Origin of the sequence: Saccharothrix coeruleofusca, from assembly GCF_014648515.1 — a bacterium.
GTDB classification, from domain to species: domain Bacteria; phylum Actinomycetota; class Actinomycetes; order Mycobacteriales; family Pseudonocardiaceae; genus Actinosynnema; species Actinosynnema coeruleofuscum.
The window spans coordinates 78,791-98,127 of record NZ_BMRG01000009.1; the positions used below are offsets into that span (position 1 = coordinate 78,791).

Here is a 19,337-nt window from a genome sequence, read left to right on the forward strand (position 1 = left end):
GCAGGTGGGCATCGTCGAGGCGATGAAGCTGATGAACCGGGTCGAGGCGGGGGAGCCCGGCCGCGTGGTGCGAGTGCTGGCGGAGGACGGCGAGGCCGTCGAGTACGGCCAGCCGCTGTTCCTGCTCGCCCCCTCGCAGCCCCGCTGACCAGCGTGCGGCCGCCCCCTCCCGGACACGAGGGGGCGGCCGCGTCGTCGTGCGCGTCAGCGGACGGGTTTGCGCCCCCGCACCAGGGTGTCGGAGGCGGTCAGCGGGGTGGCGCTGACGTCGGTGAAGCCCGCCTCCCGCAGCCACGACAGGTAGTCCCGCACCGGGTACTCCGCGCCACCGGCGGTCAGCAGCTGCATGTTCAGGCTCAGCAGGTGGTTGCGCGCGGTCTCCGGGCGTTCGGGGTCGATCATCGCGTCGTAGACCATCAGGCTGCCGCCCGGCGGCAGCGCCTCGAACGCCCGGCGGGCCAGCAGCCGGTTGTGCTCGGCGTCCCAGTCGTGCATGACGTGCCCGACGACGTAGGCCTCGGCGGGCGGCAGTTCGTCGGTGAAGAAGTCGCCGCCGTGGAACCGCACCCGGCCGGTCAGCTTCAGCCGCTCCATGTGCTCGACGAACAGCGGTTCGATGGGCGGCAGGTCGAAGCAGCCCGCCGCCAGGTGCGGGTGCGCCTTGGCCAGCTCGGCGGCCAGGTTGCCGCGCGCGCCGCCGAGGTCGACCACCGAGGCGTGCTCGCTCCAGTCCACCGCGTGCGCCAGGGCGGGGCCGATGGCCCGGCTCGCCCCGTCCATCGCGGCCATGAACCGGGCCAGCACCTCGGGGTTGGCGTAGAAGGAGGCGAAGTCCGCGGCGCGCTCGTTCTGCATCCGCCCGGTGCGCAGCAGGTCGCCGAGCTTGCCCCAGCCGTGGTACTGCCAGTTCACCATCGTCAGGAATCCGCCGACGTAGCTGGGTTTCGCCTTGTCCAGGTAGATGTCCGCGGCGGCGCTGTTGCGGTACTCGCCGTCCTGCTCGACGAGCAGCCCCTCGGCGCGCAGCGCGCCCAGGAAGTCGGGCACCGCGCGCGGGTGCAGGCCCAGCCGCTCGGCGATGCCCGCCGCGTCCAGCGGGCCTCGGGCCAGCAGCGAGAACAGGTCGATCTCGACCGCGGTGAGCAGCACCTTGGCGGCCCAGAACGAGGTGCCCAGGTCCAGCAGCGCCGCCGGGCCGGGTTTCTGGTCGGTTGTGGTCATCGTGAGGGGTTCCCGTTCGCTAGTGGAGGACGTCACCGCGGGCCGGTGACGGGTTCGACGACTCCGGCGCCGCCGTCGACGGTGACGACCTGGTCGTCGGTGAGCAGCCGCGTCGCGTCCCCGGTGGCCACCACGGCGGGCACCCGGTACTCGCGCGCGATGATCGCGGGGTGCGACAGCAGCCCGCCCTGATCGGTGACCAGCGCGCCGATGTTGGGGAACAGCACCGACCACTCGGCGGTGGTCTGCGGGCACACCAGCACGTCGCCGGGACGCAGGGCGCCGAACCCGGACTCGTCGACGATCACCCGGACCGGACCGGTGTAGCGACCCGCCGAGGCGGGGATGCCGCGCACGGCAGAACCCGACCCGCCGTCGTGCGCCTCGTGCTTGGCCAGGTTCCCGGCGGCCTCCCGCCACACCCACATCCCGGCCCGCACGACCAGGCGCGCGTCCTCGGGCAGCATCTCCAGCACGGCGGCGGGCGGTCCGCCGGGGCCCTCGGGCGGGCGGCCGTAGCTCGGCGGGCCGGGGTTGGCCTGCGCCCAGGCCAGCTCGGCGGCCCGCGCGCGGACGATCCCGTCCGGCCGCTCACCGCCCGCCAGCGCGGCCAGCGCCTCGGGCAGCTCCAGCAGGAACACCTCGTCGACGCGGTCGAGCAGACCCCGCGCGACCAGCCGGTCGCCCACCACCAGCACCGCCCGGCGGATCAGCGCGGCGGCCAGCTTGGCCAGGTTGCCGCTGTCGTCGCGCAGCGGGTACGCGGCCTGGGCGCGCCGCAGCGCCCGGTTGAACCGGGGCAGGTGCTCGGGGGTGCGGGCCAGCTCGGCCCGTGCCCGCGCGACCGCCCCGGCCCGCTGCCGCACCAGCTGCAAGGCGTCCTCGGCCGGGTCGAAACCCTGGTCGAGCCTGCCGCGCACCAGCGCCAGCACCAGTTCGGGCGTCTCGGCCATCGTCGGGTTGGCGATGTCCAGCCCCGCCGCGCGCAGCGCGCAGTCCCGCAGGTAGCGGTCGAACGCCTCGGCGAACGCCGGGCTCGCGGCGGCCAGCGCCGACCGGCTGGGCGTGCGGTCGTCGGCCAGCAGCGCCCGCAGCGCGGGCTCGCCCTCGGCCAGCCGGACCAGCTCGGCCAGCCGGTGCGACGGCTCGGTGGTCCGCCCCGGCAGCCCGGTCAGCAGGACCAGGGTGCTCGGGGTGTCCCAGCCGAGCAGCTCGGCGCAGGCCAGGCCCAGCTCGCCCAGCGCGAGCATGCCCGCGCCGCCGATCCGGAAGTGCGCCTCGGACGCCTCGTGCGCCAGCTCCAGCAGCCGGGTCAGGTGCGCCCGCAGCTGGTCGTCGTCCAGCGCGGCGGGGTCGACCTCGTCGCGTTCCCGCTCCAGCGCGCCGCCCAGCCGGGGCAGCCAGTCGGCGTGCCAGCGCCGCACGGTCCCGGCGGGCTCGTCGGCCCGCACCGCGGCCATGACCTGGTTCAGCTTGGCGGCGAACCCCGCGGGCCCGTCGGGCATGGCGAACCGCGAGTACAGCCAACCGCCGATCTCGCGCAGCTCCAGCGACTGGCCGAGGCTGTAGGCCAGCAGGTGGCGCAGGTTGTCCGCCTGGCCGCGCAGCACCGTCGACCTGGCCATCGGCGACAGCGGCCGGGCCGCGTAGTTGGACCGCCGCCAGAACCCCGGCGGCGGCTGGACCGGCCTGCCCGCTGGCCTCGGCGGCGGGTCCGGCAGCGCGGTGATCGGCCTGGCCTGCAGCAGCCACAGCCGCCCGTCGGCGAAGGCCCACTCGATGTCCTGCGGGCGGCCGAAGCGCTGCTCGACGTGCCGGGCCAGCTCGGCCACCAGCAGCGCCCGCGCGGGCGTGAGCGCGTCCCGCGCCCCGGTCACCAGGGTGGCCATGTCGTCGACTACCGACCACTCCTCGGCGTCGCTCCGCCCGGCGGCCAGCCGGTCGCCGAGGCCGCGCACCGCGCTGATCCGCACCTGGTCGCGCCGCCCGGTGACCGGATCGGCGCTGAACGCCACCCCCGCGGCCTCGGCGCGGAGCATGCGCTGGATCAGCACGCCCATCCGGCGGCGGCCCGCGCCGTCGCCACGCGCGCCCTCGTAGACCGCGACCCGGTCGGTGAACGCCGACGCCCAGCACGCGCGCACCGCCGCGCCCAGCGCGGTCGGACCCCGCACGCCGAGCACGGACTCGTACTGGCCCGCGTAGGACGTGCCCACCAGGTCCTCGTCGGTCGCCGACGAGCGCACCGCCACCGGCCGCTCACCCAGCTCCTCGGCGATGGCGGCGAGGGCGCACGCCACGTCGTCGGGCAGCTCCGGCCCGTCGCGCCGGTCCACCGGCCCGGCGGCCAGCGCCCGGTCCAGCGCGTCCGCCGTGAGCACCCAGCCCGGCGGCACCGGCAGCCCGGCCGCGCTCAGCTCCCCCAGCACGGCCGACTTGTGGCCGACCTCGGCCACGTCGCCCAGCCCGACCTCGTCCAGCGGGCGCACGAACGCCACTGCCTCCACCGCGCACTCCTCACTGCCCGCGCCGCTCACGGCGCACCGACCACGACGGCCGCGTTGAACCCGCCGAACCCGCGGGCCAGCACCAGCGCGGTGCGCACCGGTCCCGGCCGGGCCTCGGTGACCAGGTCCAACGGGATGTCCGGGCTCGGCCGGACGTTGATCGACGGGGGGATCACGCCGTCCCGGACCGACAGCAGGGCGGTGGCGACGTCCAGCGCGGCCCCGCCCGCGTACAGGCGCCCGGTCATCGTCTTCGGCGCGGTGACCGGCACGCCGCGCGGACCGAACAGCGCCACCAGCGCGTCGGTCTCGGCCCGGTCCAGCTCCGGCACGCCCGCCGCGTCGGCGAACACCACGTCCACCTCCTTCGGCGACAGCCCGGCGTCGGCCAGCGCCAGCGCCGCGGCCCGGCGCAACCCCGGTTCCCCACCGGAACCGGGGCGCGGGTCGAACGTCGCGCCGTAGCCGGTGATCCGCCCGTAGCACCGCGCCGCGCCGCGCTCGCGCGCGCTGCGCTCGTCCTCCACCACCAGCACCGCGCCGCCCTCGCCCGGCGCGTACCCGTTCGCGCGCGGGTCGAACGGCAGGTAGGCGGTCTCGGGGTCGTCCGACCGGCTGAGCATCCCGGTGGACAGCTGGCACACCAGCGCGTACGGCGACAGCGGCGCCTCCGTGCCGCCGGTGACGACCAGCCGCGCGCCCGCCCGCACCACCCGGCGGGCCTGGGCCAGCGCGTCCAGGCCGCCCGCCTGCTCGGTGGCCACCACCCCGCACGGCCCGCGCATCCCGAACCTGATGGAGGTCTGCCCGGTGGTCGCGGCGTAGAACCAGGCGATGGACTGGAAGGCGGTGACGTGCTCCGGTCCCCGCGACCACAGCCTGCCCAGCTCGGCTTGGCCGAACTCGTTGCCCGCGCTGGAACTGGCCGTCACCACGGCCATGTCGTACTCGTCGAGCCCCGGTTCCTGCGACGGGTGCGCGCCCGCGTCCCGCAGCGCCGCTTCCGCCGCGCACAGCGCGAACTGCGTCCACCGGTCGGTCTGCCGGACCAGCTTCGTCGCCATGTGCTCGTTCGCGTCGAACCCGCGCACCTCGCCCGCCAGCCGCACCGGGTACCCGCTGGCGTCGAACCGGGTGATGGGTCCGATGCCGCCGCGCCCGGCCAGCGTGGCGGCCCAGTGCCGCGCCACCCCGGTGCCGGTCGGCGCCACGACGCCCAGCCCGGTCACCACCAGCCCGGCGCGGCCGCTCACGCCACCCGCCCCGGCCGGGCCAGCAGCATCGCCGACTGGAAGCCGCCGAACCCGCTGCCCACGCTGAGCACCACGTCCAGGTCGGCGTCGCGGGCGGTGCGCGGCACGTAGTCCAGGTCGCACTCCGGGTCGGGGGTGGTGAGGTTGGCCGTCGGCGGCACGGCCTGGTGCTCCAGGGCCAGCGCGCACGCGGCGATCTCCAGCGCGCCGATCGCGCCCAGCGAGTGACCGATCATCGACTTGATGGAGCTGACCGGCACCTCGTAGGCGCGCGGGCCGAGGCTGCGCTTGAACGCCGCCGTCTCGTGCCGGTCGTTCTGCCTGGTGCCCGAGCCGTGCGCGTTGACGTAGGAGATGCGCTGCGGGCCGATCCGCGCCGAAGCCATGGCCCTGGTGATCGCCTCGGCCATCTCGCGGCCGTCCGGTTTGAGCCCGGTCATGTGGAAGGCGTTGCTGCGGTTGGCGAACCCGACCACCTCGGCGTACACGTGGGCTCCGCGCCGCCGCGCGTGCTCCCGCTCCTCCAGCACCAGCACCGCCGCGCCCTCGCCCAGCACGAAGCCGTCCCGGTTCAGGTCGAACGGGCGGGAGGCGTGCTCGGGGCAGTCGTTGTTGGGCGAGGTCGCCTTGATCGCGTCGAAGCTGGCCACCGAGATGGGGGAGATCGGCGCGTCCGTCGCGCCCGCCACCACCACGTCGGCCGACCCCTCCTCGACCAGGGCCGCGCCGTGGCCGATGGCGTCCAACCCGGACGTGCAGCCGGTGGAGATCGTCGCGGCGGGCCCCAGCGCGCCGCAGTCCCACGCGACCTCGGCCGCGAAGGTGCTGGGCACCAGGTAGTCGTAGAGCTGGGGCACGCCGAACCGGTGGTCCACCACCCAGTCCCGGCCGCCGTCGCTGACCACCACGTACTCGCTCTCCAAGCCGATCGTGCAGCCGACGGCGCTGCCGATCGCGACACCGGCCCGCTCGGGCGGGTCGAACTCGACCCCGCTGTCGGCCACCGCCTGCCGGGCGGCGACCACGGCGAACTGCGCGGCCCGGTCCATCCGGCGGATCTCCTGCGGGGTCAGCCCCTCCTTGGCCGGGGAGAAGTCGCACTCGGCGGCGACGCGGGAGCGGAACGGGCTCGCGTCGAACGTGGAGATCGTCCTGGTCGCGGTGCGCCCGGCCATCAGCAGCTCCCAGAACGCCTTGGTGTCGCCCGCGCCCGGCGAGACCACGCCGATGCCGGTGACCACCGCGCGCCGTGCGCTCATCGGACGCCGCCGACGTCGGGTTGCGGCTGGGCGGGCGCGGGCAGCGGCTCGGTGTCCACGTGACCGAGCTCGGGCCGGGGGGCCAGCGGGCACAGGTGGAACACCGCCTCGGCGGGCTCGCCGGTGCTGTTGCGGACGCTGTGCCGGACGTCCTTGGGCACCAGCAGGCCCTCGCCCGCGGCCAGCTCGACCGGCTCGCCGTCGACCCGCACGGTCAGCGCGCCCGCGACGACGTAGAGGAACTCCTCCGAGTAGGGGTGGTAGTGCTCGCTGACGTACTCGCCGGGCGCCATCCTCAGCACGCCGAGGAAACCGGTCGTCGCGCCGGTGGTCGCGGGCCCGAGCACCACCCGCAGCTCGCCGCCGCGGCGCCGGTTGGGGGTGACGTCCTCGGCCGCCACCTTCGTGATCCTGGGTCGGGGCAACGGGACTCCTCTCACGCGGGCCAGTGGCCACCCACCGTCGCCGACCTCCGTGGAGAAACGCTGGGGAAGCCGTGGTGCCCGGATGGAGGTCCGCCGGCGGCGCGCACGACGGTGCTTCGAGCCGGGGGGACCACCATCGGCGGCCGGACACCGCCCAGGCGTGTCCGAGGAGTGTCCACGGACGCCGCGCCCGCCGGGCGTCCCTGACCGGGAGGTCGGCGCACCGCGATGTTCCAGATCCTCATCCCCCTCTGCCTGCTGGCCAACGGGCTCACCGCGGGCGGGCTGCTGGTCTCCGTGGTCGGCGTGGCGCCGGTGCGCCTCGCGCTGCCCGCCGACCGCGCGGTCCAGCTGCACCAGCTCCTGCTGCCGCGGCTGGAACCGCTGATGCCCGCCCTGCTCGCGGCGGGCGCGGTGCTCAACGGCGTGGCCGGGTTCTCCGCGCCCACCACAGCCACCCACGTGCTGTGCATCGTCGCGTCCTCGTTGCAGCTCAAGGCGGTCCTCGTGGCGGTGACCAAGAACGCGCCCATCAACCGGCGGCTGGCCGCGCTGGACGCGGACGCGCTGCCCGCCGACTTCGCCGAGACCGATCCGCGCGAGACGTGGCGCAAGTGGAACACCGTCCGCGCGGTGCTGGTGATCGCCTCGCTCGCGGTCAACGCCGTCATCGTCGGTCTGCTGCTGTGAAAGGCGTCCGCGTGTTCGACACCGTGCTGATCGCCAACCGGGGCGAGATCGCCCTGCGGGTCGCCCGCACCTGCCGGGAGCTGGGTCTGCGCACGGTCGCGGTGCACTCCACCTGCGACCGCGACTCGGCGGTGGTGCGGCTGGCCGACGAGTCCGTGCAGATCGGCCCGCCCTCGGCCAGGCACAGCTACCTCAACGTGCCCGCGGTGATCGAGGCCGCGGTGCGCACCGGCGCCGGGGCGATCCACCCCGGCTACGGGTTCCTGTCCGAGGACGCCGATTTCGCCGAGGTCTGCGAGAGCAACGGCATCACCTTCGTCGGCCCACCCGCCCGCGTGCTGCGCGCCCTGGGCGACAAGGCGGCGGCCCGCGCGTTCATGGCCGCGGCGGGCCTGCCAGTGCAGCCGGGCAGCACGCGCGCGCTGGACAGCGCGGTGGAGGCCAAGCGGGTCGCCGACGACATCGGCTACCCGGTCATCGTCAAGGCCGCCGCGGGCGGGGGTGGCCGGGGCATGGCCGTGGTGCGCGACCCGCGCGAGTTCACCGCGGTCTACCGGCGGACCCGTGCCGCGGCGCGGACCGCCTTCGACGACGGCAGCGTCTACGTCGAGCGGTTCCTGGACACCGCCAGGCACGTCGAGGTGCAGGTCCTGTGCGACGCGCACGGCAACGGCGTCGCACTGGGCGAGCGGGACTGCTCGGTGCAGCGCAGGCACCAGAAGCTGATCGAGGAGAGCCCCGCGCCGCACCTGCCCGCCGAGCTGGCGGAGCGGATGGCCGAAGCCGCGGTGCGCGGCGCGCTCGCCGCCGGGTTCGTGGGCGCGGGCACCTTCGAGTTCCTGGTCGGCCCGGACGGCGAGTTCACCTTCATGGAGGTCAACTGCCGCATCCAGGTCGAGCACCCGGTCACCGAGGTGACCACCGGCGTCGACCTGGTGCGCGAGCAGCTGCTCGTGGCGGCGGGCAGGCCGCTGGGCTTCACCGCCGCGGACGTGGTGCGCCGCGGCGTGGCCGTGGAGTGCCGGGTCAACGCCGAGGACCCGGCACGCGGCTTCGCGCCCGCGCCCGGCGTGCTGGCCGAGTTCGAACCGCCCGGCGGGCCGTTCACCAGGGTGGACACCCACGGCCGGGCAGGCATGCGGATCACCCCCGACTACGACTCCCTGCTGGCCAAGGTGATCACCTGGGCGCCCGACCGCGAGCAGGCGCTGGCCCGGATGCGGCGCGCGCTGGCCGAGTTCCGGGTGTCCGGCAAGGGGATCAGCACCACGATCCCGTTCCTCTCCGAAATCCTCGACCACCCCCTCTTCCGGGACGGCGCGCACTCCACCTCGCTGGTGGAGCAGGTGCTGGCCGCCCGACCGGCGTGAAAGGACCACCCGGCATGACCGCGACCGCGTCGCCGCACCTGACCAAGGACCGCGTCTTCGACCTGATCCAGGGGTACCGCAACACCAGCCTGCTGCGCACCGGCATCCGGCTGGGCGTGTTCGACTGCCTCGCCGAGGGGCCGCTGACCGCCGGGGACGTCTCCGCCCAGCTGGACCTCGACCCGAGAGGCGGCCTGATCCTGCTCAACGCGCTGGCCGCCATCGGGCTGCTGGAAGTGGCCGACGGCGTGTTCTCGCTCGCCCCCGGCGCGCGGGAGTGGCTGGTCAGCGGCAGCGCGGGATCGGTGGCCAACCTGGTCCACGTGCTGGCCAGCGACTGGGAGTGGGACGCGCTGAAGGTGCTGGACGAGGCGGTGCGCACGGGCGGAACGGTGGTGCGGGAGCAGGCCGAGACGCCGGACTTCCGCTACTGGCAGGACTTCGCCACCCACGCCACCGCCGCCACCGGCCCGACGGCCGACCTGGTCGCGCGCGAGCTGGCCGGGTGGATGGCCGCCCGGCCGTCCGTGGACGTGCTCGACGTGGCCTGCGGGCACGGCCTGTACGGCTACGCGCTGGCCGCGCGGGATCCGTCGGTGCGGGTGTGGGACCTGGACTGGCCGCACGTGCTGGAGATCGCCGCCGGGCACGCCGAGCGGCTGGGCGTGCGCGACCGCGTGCACCACATCCCCGGCGACATGTTCGAGGAGCCCCTGGGCGGCCCCTACGACGTGGCGCTGGTGACGAACGTGCTGCACCACTTCTCCGAGGAGCGCGCCACCGAGCTGCTGCGCAGGGTCGCGGGGGCGCTCAAGCCCGACGGCAGGCTCGTCGTCGTCGGGTTCACCCTCACCGACGAGCCGCCGGACCGGGACCCGGCGCCCTACCTGTTCTCGGTCCTCATGCTGGCCTGGACCACGGCGGGGGAGGTGCACACCGAACGCGCCTACGACCGGATGCTCACCGCGGCCGGGTTCACCGCGCCCGCGGTGCACCGCCTGCCCAACGTCCCGATGCGCGTCCTCATCGCCGACCGCGCCCACCCGTGACCCGCTGGGAGCCCCGATGTACCGAAGCCTGATCGTCGCCCGGTTCAACCCCGACCACGCGGGCGTGATCGCGGAGATCTTCGCCGAGTCCGACGCCACCGAGCTGCCGCACCGGCTCGGCGCCTCCGCCCGCACGCTGTTCCGCTTCCACGACCTGTACCTGCACCTGATCGAGTCCGAGCAGGACATCGGCGCGGGGGTGACGGCGCTGCGCGACGACCCGCTGTTCCAGCAGGTGAACACGCGCCTGAGCCCTTATGTGCGCGCCTACTCGCCGGATTGGCGCAGCCCCCGCGACGCCATGGCCGAGCCGTTCTACTCGTGGGAGGCGGTGTGATGGACCACGGGCTGACCGGGCGCACCGCGCTGCTGACCGGCGGGACCAGGGGCATCGGCCGGGCCGCCGCGCTGGCGCTGGCCGCGGCGGGCGCCAACGTGATGGCGTGCTACCGGCGGGACGAGGAAGCCGCCGCGTCGCTGGAGGTCGCGCTCAAGGAGACCGGCGGCGACCACCACGTGGTGCGCGCCGACGTGGCCGACCCGCGCGAGGTGGCGGACCTGGTGGCCGAGGCGGGCGCGCGGTACGGGCGGCTGGACGTCGTGGTGAGCAACGCCGCCACGGTCAGCCACCACCCGCTGGGCGAGCTGTCGCTGACCGAGTGGCAGCGCACCGTCACCACGAACCTCACCGGCCCGTTCACCCTGGTGCAGCACGCCCTGCCGCTGCTGCGCGAGGGGGCGTCGGTGGTGCTGGTCGGCTCCCGCGTGGCGCGGGCCGGGATGCCCGCCGCCGCCCACTACGTCGCGTCCAAGGCCGGGCTGGCCGGGTTGACCAGGGCGCTGTGCAAGGAGCTGGGGCCGCGCGGCATCCGGGTCAACCTGGTGGCGCCGGGGATCATCGAGACCGAGGCCACCGCGGCGCTGTCCGCCGAGCGCCGCTGCGCCTACGAGGCCAAGGCCGCGCTGGGCAGGCTCGGGCGGGTGGAGGAGGTGGCGGGCGCGATCCTGTTCCTGGCGGGCGACCTGTCCGGCTACGTCACCGGCGCGACCCTCGACGTCGACGGAGGGGTGTGAGCCGTGTACCGGGTCATGCTGAGGATGCGCGTGCGGCCCGGCGGCACCGGGCTGTTCGAGGAGGTCATCGCCGAGGTCGCGGCGGCGGTGGCGGCCCGGCCCGGCAACCTCGGGCAGCGGGTGTTCCGCGCCGACGCCGGGGGAGCCGACGGCCCGGCGACCTACTACGTGTTCAGCGACTGGGTCGACGAGGAGGCGTTCCGGGAGCACGAGCGCAGCGCGGAGCACCGGGAGCGCATCGCGCGGCTGGGCGCGGTGCGCGAGGAGAGCGCGATGACCACGATGACGCCGGTGGCGCAGTGGGGCGCGCCCGCGCTGTGAGCGCGGACCACCCCGGCGCACCGCGGGGTGGTCCGCCGCCCGCGGCGGGTCACGCCCCCGGCCCGCCGCGGTGGAAGTCCACGATCATGACATCTCGGGTGCCCGCGACGTCATTCGTCCGAGGGCATATCGGGGTCACGTCGTGCAGAACCCTGGCGTCGTCCACGTAAAGCGTTTCGGCGGGCCGGGTCATGGTCCGCTCGTGGAGGACTTCACCGTCCAACGAGTAGATCCTGGTGGCCCCACCGCGGCAGCGGTAGTCCACCACGTGCACCGCGAAGGCGTCGTTCCCGTCGCGGTGCACGCCTTCCGGCGTGGGAGTGGCGGGAGGACCGCCGCTGGTGATGCGGAAGAGGTGGACCTCGATCTCCCACGCGCCGGTGTGCGACAGGGCCTGCGACACCACGGTGCAGTCGAATTCGACCAGAGCGGTGAAGATCCGATGATCGCTGGTCGCCGCCTCGATGGCGGAGTAGTGCCGTTGGATGCCGCCCGCGTAGCCGTTGTGCTGCAGGCTCTGGTGGTAGGGGCCGTGCGGCCGCTCGCGCAAACCGCTGTCCGAGGAGATCCGGAACCGTCCGTACCTCCTGCTGCGGAACCTCTCGCCCTCCCTGAGGTAGCCGTCGACCGGGAGGCGCTCCCACGCGGTGCCGAAATTCCGCCACGCATCGGGGCAGCCGGTGCACTCGAGCACCTCTTCGGGCTCGACGAAAGCGAAACCCTCGCGCCGCAGGCGCGGAACGACCTCGGCGGCGATGCGCGCGCCGCGCGGCGGGGGGCGACCGGAGGGCGAGTCCTGTGGTGCGACCATCGAGCTCCCTTCGGGTCGGACCGCTCGCGGGCCGTGCTGCGGTGTATCGCGGTGTACCGAGGTGTAGCGCGGCGGCGAGCGAGCGCATGACGGCGTCGACTCGTGTCGACTGGAGAGAGCAATGCTGCTCCCCGGCGGGAGTTTTTGTCGACGGATCCCCGACCTAATCACTCGCACGAAGTAGTTGACGTCGATGTTCTCCGTCGATCGGGTGGCTTACTCACCTCTTGAAGTGTTGCTTCCGGTGTTCGCTGATCGTCGCAAAGCGACTGATCGTCCCGGTCGGGTGAGACCACGATTCGCTGATTGATATGAATATTCTTCTGTGAACACTCCGTGCCGCATTCTTGCGGTCAATGGGCGGTGGGTGGTTGGGATCGGCTTCCTGGACTGGTGCGATACAGTCGTGCCGACGGGATGGGCGGCGCGCGTCCACGAACTCCTCGTGTGCTGTCCTCACATCGTCGAACAGGTCAAAGTCGGTTTCAACCGGTTTCCACGTGACGGGGGTGTGCTCGCCGTGTCCCGATCAGACTTGCGGGCGCTATTCCACTCCAACAGCCGTGAGCTCAAGGCGGTGGACGTTTTCACCGATCGGGAGGACGAGTGGGCTGCGGTCATCCGGAGCCTGGAGAACCTGACCGCCGCCACCGGCGCGCCGGATTTCGACGTCAACGACCTGGAATCGCCGCGTCGCAACGTGCTGGTCTTCTACGGTGTCGGCGGAATCGGGAAGTCCGCCCTGTCGCGGGAGATCGCCGAGCAGTTGGCGGGCCAGCCCGACGGCCCGTCCCAGTGGTCCACGCCCGATCCGCCGCTGGCCAGGACGGTCCCGGTGCGGATCGACCTGGCCAGGCAGGCGGGCGTCGACTTCGAGTCCGTCGTCCTCGCGGTGCGCTTGGCCCTCACGGCCCTCGGCCGCCCGATGCCCGCCTTCGACCTCGCGTTGCGCCGCTATTGGGAGCACAACCACCCCGGCGAGCCTGTCGAGGAGCACCTGCGCGGGTACGCGACGTCGAACCGGGCGGCCAGGTCGCTCTCCTCCCAGATGCAGTCCGTGCTCGCCGACGTCGCTCAGGCGCTGGGCTTCCCCGCCACGATCGGCGCCCTGATGGGCAAGGGGCTGCGGACCCTGGTGCGGACCCTGCGCGACCGCAAGCGGCACGTGCTGGCGCTGGCCGAGTGCCACCGGCTCCCCGACCTGCTGGAAGCGGACCCGAACCTGGACGTGCTGAGCTACTGCGCCCACCTGCTGGCCTGGGACCTGGCGCACCTGCCCCGCGAGCACACCGCCACCCCGGTGGTCCTGCTCGACACCTTCGAGGACGTCAGCGATCGGGGGCAGCGGGACCACGAGCGGCTGATCCAGCGCATGGTCTGGCTGATGCCCAACGCCCTGTTCGTCATCACGGGGCGCAACCGCCTCCAGTGGGACGACGAACGCCTGGAGGGGCAGTTGGACTGGGTAGGCACCCGGTGCTGGCCGCTGACCGCGGTCGGGGCCACCGAGGAACCCCGCCAGCACCTGGTCGGCCACCTCTCCCGCGACGACTGCGAGTCCTACCTGGCGAACCGGCTGAGCCGGGACGGCAAGCCGGTCATCCCGCCGGAGATCCGCGAGGTGATCGCCCACCGCTCCCGAGGGCTGCCGCTCTACCTGGACCTCGCGGTGATGCGGTTCCTCAGCCTGTACCAGCGGTCGGGCGACGTGCCGCGTCCCGAGGAGTTCAACCACGACTTCACCGCGCTGGTCGCCCGCGCCTTCCGGGACCTCACCACCGAGGAGCGCCACGTCGCCCGCGCGGTGAGCCTGCTGGACTCCTTCTCCGTCCCGCTGGCGGCCGCGGCGGCGGGGTTGTCCCAGGAGGGGCCCGTGCTCCGCCTGATCGAGCGCCCCGTCGTCGACAGCGACCAGGGCGCGGTCCGTCCCCACCGCCTGCACGACCTGGTCCGCTCCGCGATCCTGGAGGCCGACTCGACCGGCGCGGACCGCTGGAGCCCGGCGGACTGGCAGCGGGCAGCCCAGCGCGCTTTCGACGCGCTGGGGCGCGAGTGGCGGGCGAGCAGCCGGACCGCCGACCGCAGGTTGCTGGTGGACTGCCTGCTCCAGGGATTGCGGTTGGCGCGCGACTTCGACCTGGACCTGGCGTGGCTGGTCGACGCGGCCTTCGCCTACGTCCAGGACTGCGTGTGGGAGCCGGTGGTGCTCCCGCCGCCCTCCGTCCAGGTGCCCGACGACCCGGTGGCCCAGGACAACCCCGCCGCCGCGCTGGCGGTCGCGCTCACCGCCATCGCGGGCAGGCAGCGCGGACACCGGCGGAGCGCGGCCGAGCGGTTGCGCGTGGTGGTCGACTCGGGGCGGCTGCCCGTCGAGCTCGCCGAACTGCCGCGCTACTTCCTCGCCGAGTGCGATCGCGACCTGGGCAACTTCGCGGAGTCCTTGGCCGGAATGCGGTGGGTGGTGGACCACGGCAGGCGGCTCGCGCCCAGCGCCACCCGCGGGTTGCTGCACCTGTCCCGCAGGCTCGGCCACTTCCGGCAGGCTCGTGCCCTCTGCGAGGCGCTGGGGGCCGAGGGGCGCGGGCACCGGGCTTCCGGGGAGATCTGGTGGCCGCACGGGCACATGACCAGGGCTTGCGCGTCGTTCGCGCACGGTCGTGAGGAAGCGCTGCGCCGAGGCGAGCACGGCGAAGCCGCGCTCGCCCAGGCGTGCCTGGCCTTCGCCGCCGCGTTCCAGGACCGCCACCGCGCCGACGAGCAGATCGAACGGGCCGAGCGGATGCTGGCAGGCGCCGCCATCCGCTGGGCGGAACTGCAGGTCAGGATCGCGCAGCTGCTCCGCAACGCGGGGGACGGCGACGACCTGCCCGCCGAGGCGACCGCGGTGGCGGCTGAAGCCAAGGGCAGCGGCTTGACCTCGTCGGTGGCCTACGCGTGGCTGGCCCTCTGCTTCCACATGGCGGTGCTCGACTCCGGGGGAGGGGTCGAGGCCGCGCGAGCGCGTCTCCGGGAGCACGTCAACGGCGCGGAGTTCGCCTACCTGTTGGAGATCAGCCACATGATGACGGGGACGGCTCCCCCGGCCGACCTGCCGCTCGCGGACTGGGTCGACGGCGCGGCGGCGGCAGGCGCCCGGTGGCGGCAACTGGTCCTGGACCGGCGGCAGGAGATGACCGCCGTCAGAGGGAGTTGAGTTCCGTGGCCACTTACACGTCCTTGGACGACATCGACATCCGGGCTTTCGCCCGCGACTACGGGCTGTCCGACCCGCGCCTGGAGCCGCTGGCGGGCGGCGCGGCCAACTCGAGCTTCCTGGTGCGCTCGGAACTGGGGCAACACGTCCTGACGGTCCTGGACAACCACGACATGTCCAGCGCGGTGGTCGTGGCCCGCCTCATGCGCGCTCTCGTCGAGCGCGGTGTACCCACGACCGAAGTGGTCCCGGACGCGCGAGGCCGGTTGGTGTCGGTCGTGGGCGGCAAACCCGCGGTGCTCAAGCGCTGGATCGACGGCACCGTCCTCGATCCGCTGCCCGACCGCCTCCTGCCCGAGGCGGGCAAGGTGCTGGCCACCCTCCACGAGGTGCCCACCGGTCTGCCGGGACTGCCCAGCGGAACCCGGCGGCTCTCCGCCGACCAGCGGCACCGCATCGGCGACTTCGCCGACCGGGACTTCAGCCTGTGGCTGACCGGGCGCCTGGCGCGGGTCCGGGCCGAGGACGTCCACCGCGTTCCCGTGGTGGCGCACGGCGACCTGTTCGCCGACAACGTGATCGTCCGCCCCGACGCGAGCCTGGCCGTCATCGACTGGGAAACGGCGTCCCTGGACGACCCCCTGCTCGACCTCGGCATGGCCGTCGTCGGACTCGCCCGGACGGGGGACCGGCTCCCCGCCGGTCGGGCCGAGGCGCTGATAGCGGGCTACACCAGCGTCCGCCCGCTCACCGCCGACGAGCTGGCCGCCGTGCCCACGGCGATCGAGCACGCCGCCCTGATCATCGCCTTCCACCGCTACTACCGCCACAACGTGCGCTTCCCGAACCCGGACAGGGCGGACAGCCACCAGGAGATCGTCCGGTTCGTCCACGAGCTGGCGGACTTCCGCCCCGTTCCGGTCGGGACAGGCGCGTGATCGGCGAAGGGGGGTCAGCTCACCGGCACGGCGGGCGGTAGCCGTTGACGCGCAGCCCGCGGAAGGCGAGCCGGTTCGGGGTCTTGCCGACGAAGACGAGGCCGCGCGCCTCGGCCACGGCCGAGGCGAACGAGTGCGACGGCTCGCCCAGCTCGGGCAGCCACGTCCAGCCGTCGGGGGCGAAGCTGAAGAACCTGCGCACGAGCCTGCCGTCGGTCGAGGGCACGCGGGTGAGCCACTGGGCGCCACCGCTCCAGCGCGAGGCGGAGCGCAACTGGACGTAGAGGTCGTCGGTGGCGCTGTAGGTCAGCCAGAAACCGGCCGAGTCGGACAGGTCGGCCTGGGCTTCGAACTGGTTGCCCAGCCACACCACGGCCACGTGCCACTCGGTGCCGAGGAACTCCACCCTGGCCGCGTACCCGTGGCGCTCGCGCACGAGCAGGCTGCCGGTGGCGGGCACGGTGGTGCCCTCGCCGGAGGCGAGCCACTGCTGGAACCGGTCGATCGACGGGGTCGCGCACTCGTGGCCGCGTCGGGTCGGGATGTCCGCGTGGGCGACCGCGGTCGAGCCGACGAGGCAGAACGCCACCGCGGCGGCGAGCGCCGCGAACGTCCTGGTGAAGGCGACCGCCGCGGCACCGTGCGTAGAAGCTCCGCGCATTCGCCGGAAACTAGCACACCGACCGGCGCGGTGGTGATCTCGCCGGGTGGCCGTCGGAGCCCCGGCTCCCGGATCGGGGGAAAGCCCGTTCCGCCTGCCCCACCACCGGTCCCGCGTCCGTCAGGGGACCTCAGATCACGCCCTGGCGCAGCGCGTAGGCCACGGCGTGGGTCCGGTTGCGCAGGTTGAGCCTGCTGAGCAGGTTGTGCAGCACGTTCTTGACCGTGCGCTCGGAGTAGACCAGCTTCTCGGCGATCTCACCGGTGTCGAACCCGTCCGCGAGCAGCCGGATCACGTCCACCTCGCGCGGGGTGAAGCCGTTGGGGCCCAGGCCGCGCGGGTCGGAGGCGTTCTCCTGCAGCTCCTTGAGCGCTTGCAGCATCGCGCCGAGCTGTTCGGGGGGCAGGTCGCCCCGGCCCTCGTGGGCGTCGTGGACGGCACGCGCCAGCCGCGCCTGATCGCCGGCCTCCGTGCGCGGCACCAGGACGACCAGTCCGCGCCTGATGGCGGTCCAGAGCTCGACCCGCCGCAGGTCGTCGGCGATGATCACGAGGCGCTTGATGTCCGGCGGGAGCAGCTCTCGCAGGCCTGCGTCGGCGACCGCGACCGTGACCTCGGCCTCCGCAGGCTCGTCGACCGGCTCGACGCCGGTGGCGACCTGGAACATCGCGCGCAGGCCCGAGGCGACGAGCGGGTCGGTCGCGTGAACCGAGACCCGGACGGAGGCACGACGCGCATGTCCGCCCTGGGTGTGGCGGCGGTCGATCGGCCAGGCGGTGTGCGAACTCATGTCCACAGCGAACACGGCCGTCCTGCCTGGACACCAGCTCTGCCGGGCGGCAGCTTCTCGGCGGGCGAAAGCTGCCGGTCCGGCCGCGGCGCGCGGTGCCGGTCGGCCGGGTCGGTCGCCTGGTCGGGGGCTGCCGACCGGTGGTCCCGCGCGGTGACCGTCCGGTTACGCCCAGCGCTCGGTTTTCCGCGGACGGAGTCTGCCGGTTGAATACACGTGTGCTCAAGGCGGACGAGACGATGCCTGCATTCGGTCAGGCGCTGTTGGGGCACCGGCGGGCGGCCGGTCTGTCGCAGGCGGACCTCGCCCGCGCGACGGGGATGAGCGTCCGCGCGCTGCGCGAGCTGGAGCGCGGGCGGGCGAAGTCGGCCCAGCAGCGCTCGGTCGCGCTGCTGGCCGAGGCGCTGGCGCTCAGCGGCGGCGAGCGGGAGCTGTTCCTGGCACTGGCGGAGCAGGGCCGTCGCCGCCGGAACCGGCCGGTCGACCCGGCGGTGCTGCACTCCCTGCCGCTGGTCACCGACCTGGTGGGCCGCGAGCGGGAACTGCGGGAGCTGAACGAGCTCAGCGCGCGGTCCTCGACCGGGGTCGTGGTCGTCACCGGCCCGCCCGGCGTGGGCAAGACAGCGCTTGCCGTGGCGGCGGCGCACCAGCTCGTGCGGAACTTCCCGGACGGCTGCCTCGCGATCGACCTGAACGGCGTCGGCGACCGGCCAGTGGCGCCGCGCGAGGCCCTGCGCAGGCTGCTGGTCGCGCTCGAGGTGCCGGGCGACCGCGTTCCGGAGGGGGAGGACGAGCGCGCCGAGCTGTTCGGGGTCCTCCTGCGGGAGCGGCGGGTGCTGGTGCTGCTGGACAACGCGCTCGACGAGGCGCAGGTCCGGCCGCTGCTGGGCGCCGGTCCCGGCGGCATGACGCTGGTGACCTGCCGTCGCGCGCTCAGCGGGCTCACCGCGGCGCACCGGATGACGCTCGTGCCGCTGACCCCGGCCAGCGCGGTGGAAGTGCTCGCTTCCGCACTGGGGGAGGACGTGCGGCGGACGGCGCCGGAGGCGGCCCTGGAACTGGTGTCCTGCTGCGGGAACCTGCCGCTGGCCGTGCGGATCGCGGGCAACCGCCTCGCGACGCGTCCGCACTGCTCACTGGCCCACTTCGCGGAGCAGTTGCGTGACGAGGAGGTGCGGCTGAACTCCCTGTCGGCGGGTGACCGCCAGGTGCGGTCGGCGTTCGAGGTCTCCTACCGGCGGCTGTCCCCGTCCGCGCGCCGGGTGTTCCGGCGGCTCGCGGCGATCCCCGGTGACGGCTTCGACGCCGAACTCGCCGCGGCGGCCACCGGTGTGCCGCCGAGCCAGGTGGGCGCCCCGCTCGACGAGCTCGTCGAGGTGTCCCTGCTGTACCGGGTGCCGGAGGGCCGCTTCCGGTTCCACGAGCTGATCCGGCTCTACGCGGCGGAAGTCCTCGTGGACGTGGAGCCGGTGCGGACGCGGGAGGAGCTCCGCGACGCCCTGCTCGCCCAGTTCGGGCAGCGCGACCGGGACGAGTCCGGAGCTGCGCCCGACACCGGTGCGGGGACGATCGGCGACGACCGCGGGCGGGCGCTCCCGCACGTGGGTCGCGGGATGGAGCTGACGAGGCTCTGTCGCGGCGGGGCGAACCCGGTGGCGGGTGTCCCGGAAGCCCGGACGCGGGCGGTCCTTTCGCCTGCCCGCTCGGCGGACACGCGCCGTCCGGGTGGCGCGGGCGGTGTCGCGGGTTTGCTGTCGTGCTGATGGCGGCTGGTG

General features: G+C 74.0%; 18 protein-coding genes. 10 read left to right on the forward strand and 8 right to left on the reverse strand.

What is annotated here, in order from left to right; genetic code table 11:
- Positions 1-31 precede the first annotated feature (31 nt).
- Positions 32-148, forward strand: a complete 117-nt coding sequence (locus tag IEZ00_RS38135) for a biotin/lipoyl-containing protein (protein ID WP_373293179.1) — start codon at positions 32-34, stop codon at positions 146-148.
- Between the two features lie 56 nt (positions 149-204).
- On the opposite strand, the gene IEZ00_RS21845 is transcribed toward IEZ00_RS38135, so the two are convergent.
- Genes IEZ00_RS21845 through IEZ00_RS21865 form a run of 5 tightly spaced genes read right to left on the reverse strand, consistent with a single transcriptional unit; the run spans position 205 to position 6,665 of the window.
- Positions 205-1,221 (reverse strand): methyltransferase, encoded by a 1,017-nt coding sequence (locus IEZ00_RS21845; protein WP_189225173.1) that lies wholly within the window; start codon positions 1,219-1,221, stop codon positions 205-207.
- A gap of 32 nt (positions 1,222-1,253) precedes the next feature.
- Entirely contained in the window at positions 1,254-3,728 is a 2,475-nt protein-coding gene (locus tag IEZ00_RS21850) for a PEP/pyruvate-binding domain-containing protein (RefSeq protein WP_189225174.1), read from the reverse strand.
- A 26-nt stretch (positions 3,729-3,754) separates the two neighbouring features.
- The gene (locus IEZ00_RS21855) at positions 3,755-4,981 is read right to left on the reverse strand and encodes a ketosynthase chain-length factor (protein WP_189225175.1); all 1,227 of its coding nucleotides are present in this window, start codon (positions 4,979-4,981) and stop codon (positions 3,755-3,757) included.
- Positions 4,978-6,240: a beta-ketoacyl-[acyl-carrier-protein] synthase family protein gene (locus IEZ00_RS21860; protein WP_189225176.1), complete on the reverse strand. Its 1,263-nt coding sequence runs from the start codon at positions 6,238-6,240 to the stop codon at positions 4,978-4,980. Before IEZ00_RS21860 ends, IEZ00_RS21855 begins: the two co-directional genes overlap by 4 nt.
- Positions 6,237-6,665 carry a cupin domain-containing protein gene (locus tag IEZ00_RS21865; RefSeq protein WP_189225177.1) on the reverse strand — a complete coding sequence of 143 codons (429 nt, stop codon included), beginning with the start codon at positions 6,663-6,665 and terminating at the stop codon, positions 6,237-6,239. The genes IEZ00_RS21860 and IEZ00_RS21865 overlap by 4 nt, the downstream gene beginning before the upstream one ends.
- A 228-nt stretch (positions 6,666-6,893) precedes the next feature.
- Between IEZ00_RS21865 and IEZ00_RS21870 the strand changes: the two genes are divergently transcribed.
- Genes IEZ00_RS21870 through IEZ00_RS21895 form a run of 6 tightly spaced genes read left to right on the forward strand, consistent with a single transcriptional unit; the run spans position 6,894 to position 11,169 of the window.
- Entirely contained in the window at positions 6,894-7,355 is a 462-nt protein-coding gene (locus tag IEZ00_RS21870; RefSeq protein ID WP_189225178.1) for an anthrone oxygenase family protein, read from the forward strand.
- A gap of 11 nt (positions 7,356-7,366) precedes the next feature.
- A complete protein-coding gene (locus IEZ00_RS21875) occupies positions 7,367-8,725 on the forward strand; it encodes an acetyl-CoA carboxylase biotin carboxylase subunit (RefSeq protein WP_189225179.1) in 1,359 nt (452 codons plus the stop codon).
- Between the two features lie 14 nt (positions 8,726-8,739).
- The gene (locus tag IEZ00_RS21880) at positions 8,740-9,774 is read left to right on the forward strand and encodes a class I SAM-dependent methyltransferase (RefSeq protein WP_189225180.1); all 1,035 of its coding nucleotides are present in this window, start codon (positions 8,740-8,742) and stop codon (positions 9,772-9,774) included.
- 16 nt (positions 9,775-9,790) lie between these two features.
- Positions 9,791-10,111, forward strand: coding sequence for a TcmI family type II polyketide cyclase (locus IEZ00_RS21885; RefSeq protein WP_189225181.1), 321 nt, complete (start codon positions 9,791-9,793; stop codon positions 10,109-10,111).
- Positions 10,111-10,848, forward strand: coding sequence for an SDR family oxidoreductase (locus IEZ00_RS21890; RefSeq protein ID WP_189225182.1), 738 nt, complete (start codon positions 10,111-10,113; stop codon positions 10,846-10,848). The genes IEZ00_RS21885 and IEZ00_RS21890 overlap by 1 nt, the downstream gene beginning before the upstream one ends.
- 3 nt (positions 10,849-10,851) lie before the next feature.
- Positions 10,852-11,169, forward strand: a complete 318-nt coding sequence (locus IEZ00_RS21895; RefSeq protein ID WP_189225183.1) for an antibiotic biosynthesis monooxygenase family protein — start codon at positions 10,852-10,854, stop codon at positions 11,167-11,169.
- Between the two features lie 49 nt (positions 11,170-11,218).
- Here the strand turns inward: IEZ00_RS21895 and IEZ00_RS21900 are convergent, their stop codons facing one another.
- Positions 11,219-11,980, reverse strand: coding sequence for a 2OG-Fe dioxygenase family protein (locus tag IEZ00_RS21900; protein WP_189225184.1), 762 nt, complete (start codon positions 11,978-11,980; stop codon positions 11,219-11,221).
- 520 nt (positions 11,981-12,500) lie between these two features.
- Between IEZ00_RS21900 and IEZ00_RS21905 the strand changes: the two genes are divergently transcribed.
- Both IEZ00_RS21905 and IEZ00_RS21910 read left to right on the forward strand, forming a co-directional pair.
- Positions 12,501-15,173, forward strand: a complete 2,673-nt coding sequence (locus tag IEZ00_RS21905) for a P-loop NTPase family protein (protein ID WP_189225185.1) — start codon at positions 12,501-12,503, stop codon at positions 15,171-15,173.
- A 5-nt stretch (positions 15,174-15,178) separates the two neighbouring features.
- Positions 15,179-16,111, forward strand: coding sequence for a phosphotransferase (locus IEZ00_RS21910; protein ID WP_189225186.1), 933 nt, complete (start codon positions 15,179-15,181; stop codon positions 16,109-16,111).
- A 19-nt stretch (positions 16,112-16,130) separates the two neighbouring features.
- Here IEZ00_RS21910 and IEZ00_RS21915 read toward each other — a convergent pair whose 3' ends face one another.
- A complete protein-coding gene (locus tag IEZ00_RS21915; protein ID WP_189225187.1) occupies positions 16,131-16,772 on the reverse strand; it encodes a hypothetical protein in 642 nt (213 codons plus the stop codon).
- 130 nt (positions 16,773-16,902) lie between these two features.
- Positions 16,903-17,562 carry a helix-turn-helix transcriptional regulator gene (locus tag IEZ00_RS21920; protein WP_189225188.1) on the reverse strand — a complete coding sequence of 220 codons (660 nt, stop codon included), beginning with the start codon at positions 17,560-17,562 and terminating at the stop codon, positions 16,903-16,905.
- Positions 17,563-17,801: 239 nt separating this feature from the next.
- On the opposite strand from IEZ00_RS21920, the gene IEZ00_RS21925 reads away from it, so the two are divergent.
- Positions 17,802-19,325, forward strand: a complete 1,524-nt coding sequence (locus tag IEZ00_RS21925; RefSeq protein ID WP_189225189.1) for an XRE family transcriptional regulator — start codon at positions 17,802-17,804, stop codon at positions 19,323-19,325.
- The last annotated feature ends 12 nt before the right edge of the window (positions 19,326-19,337 follow it).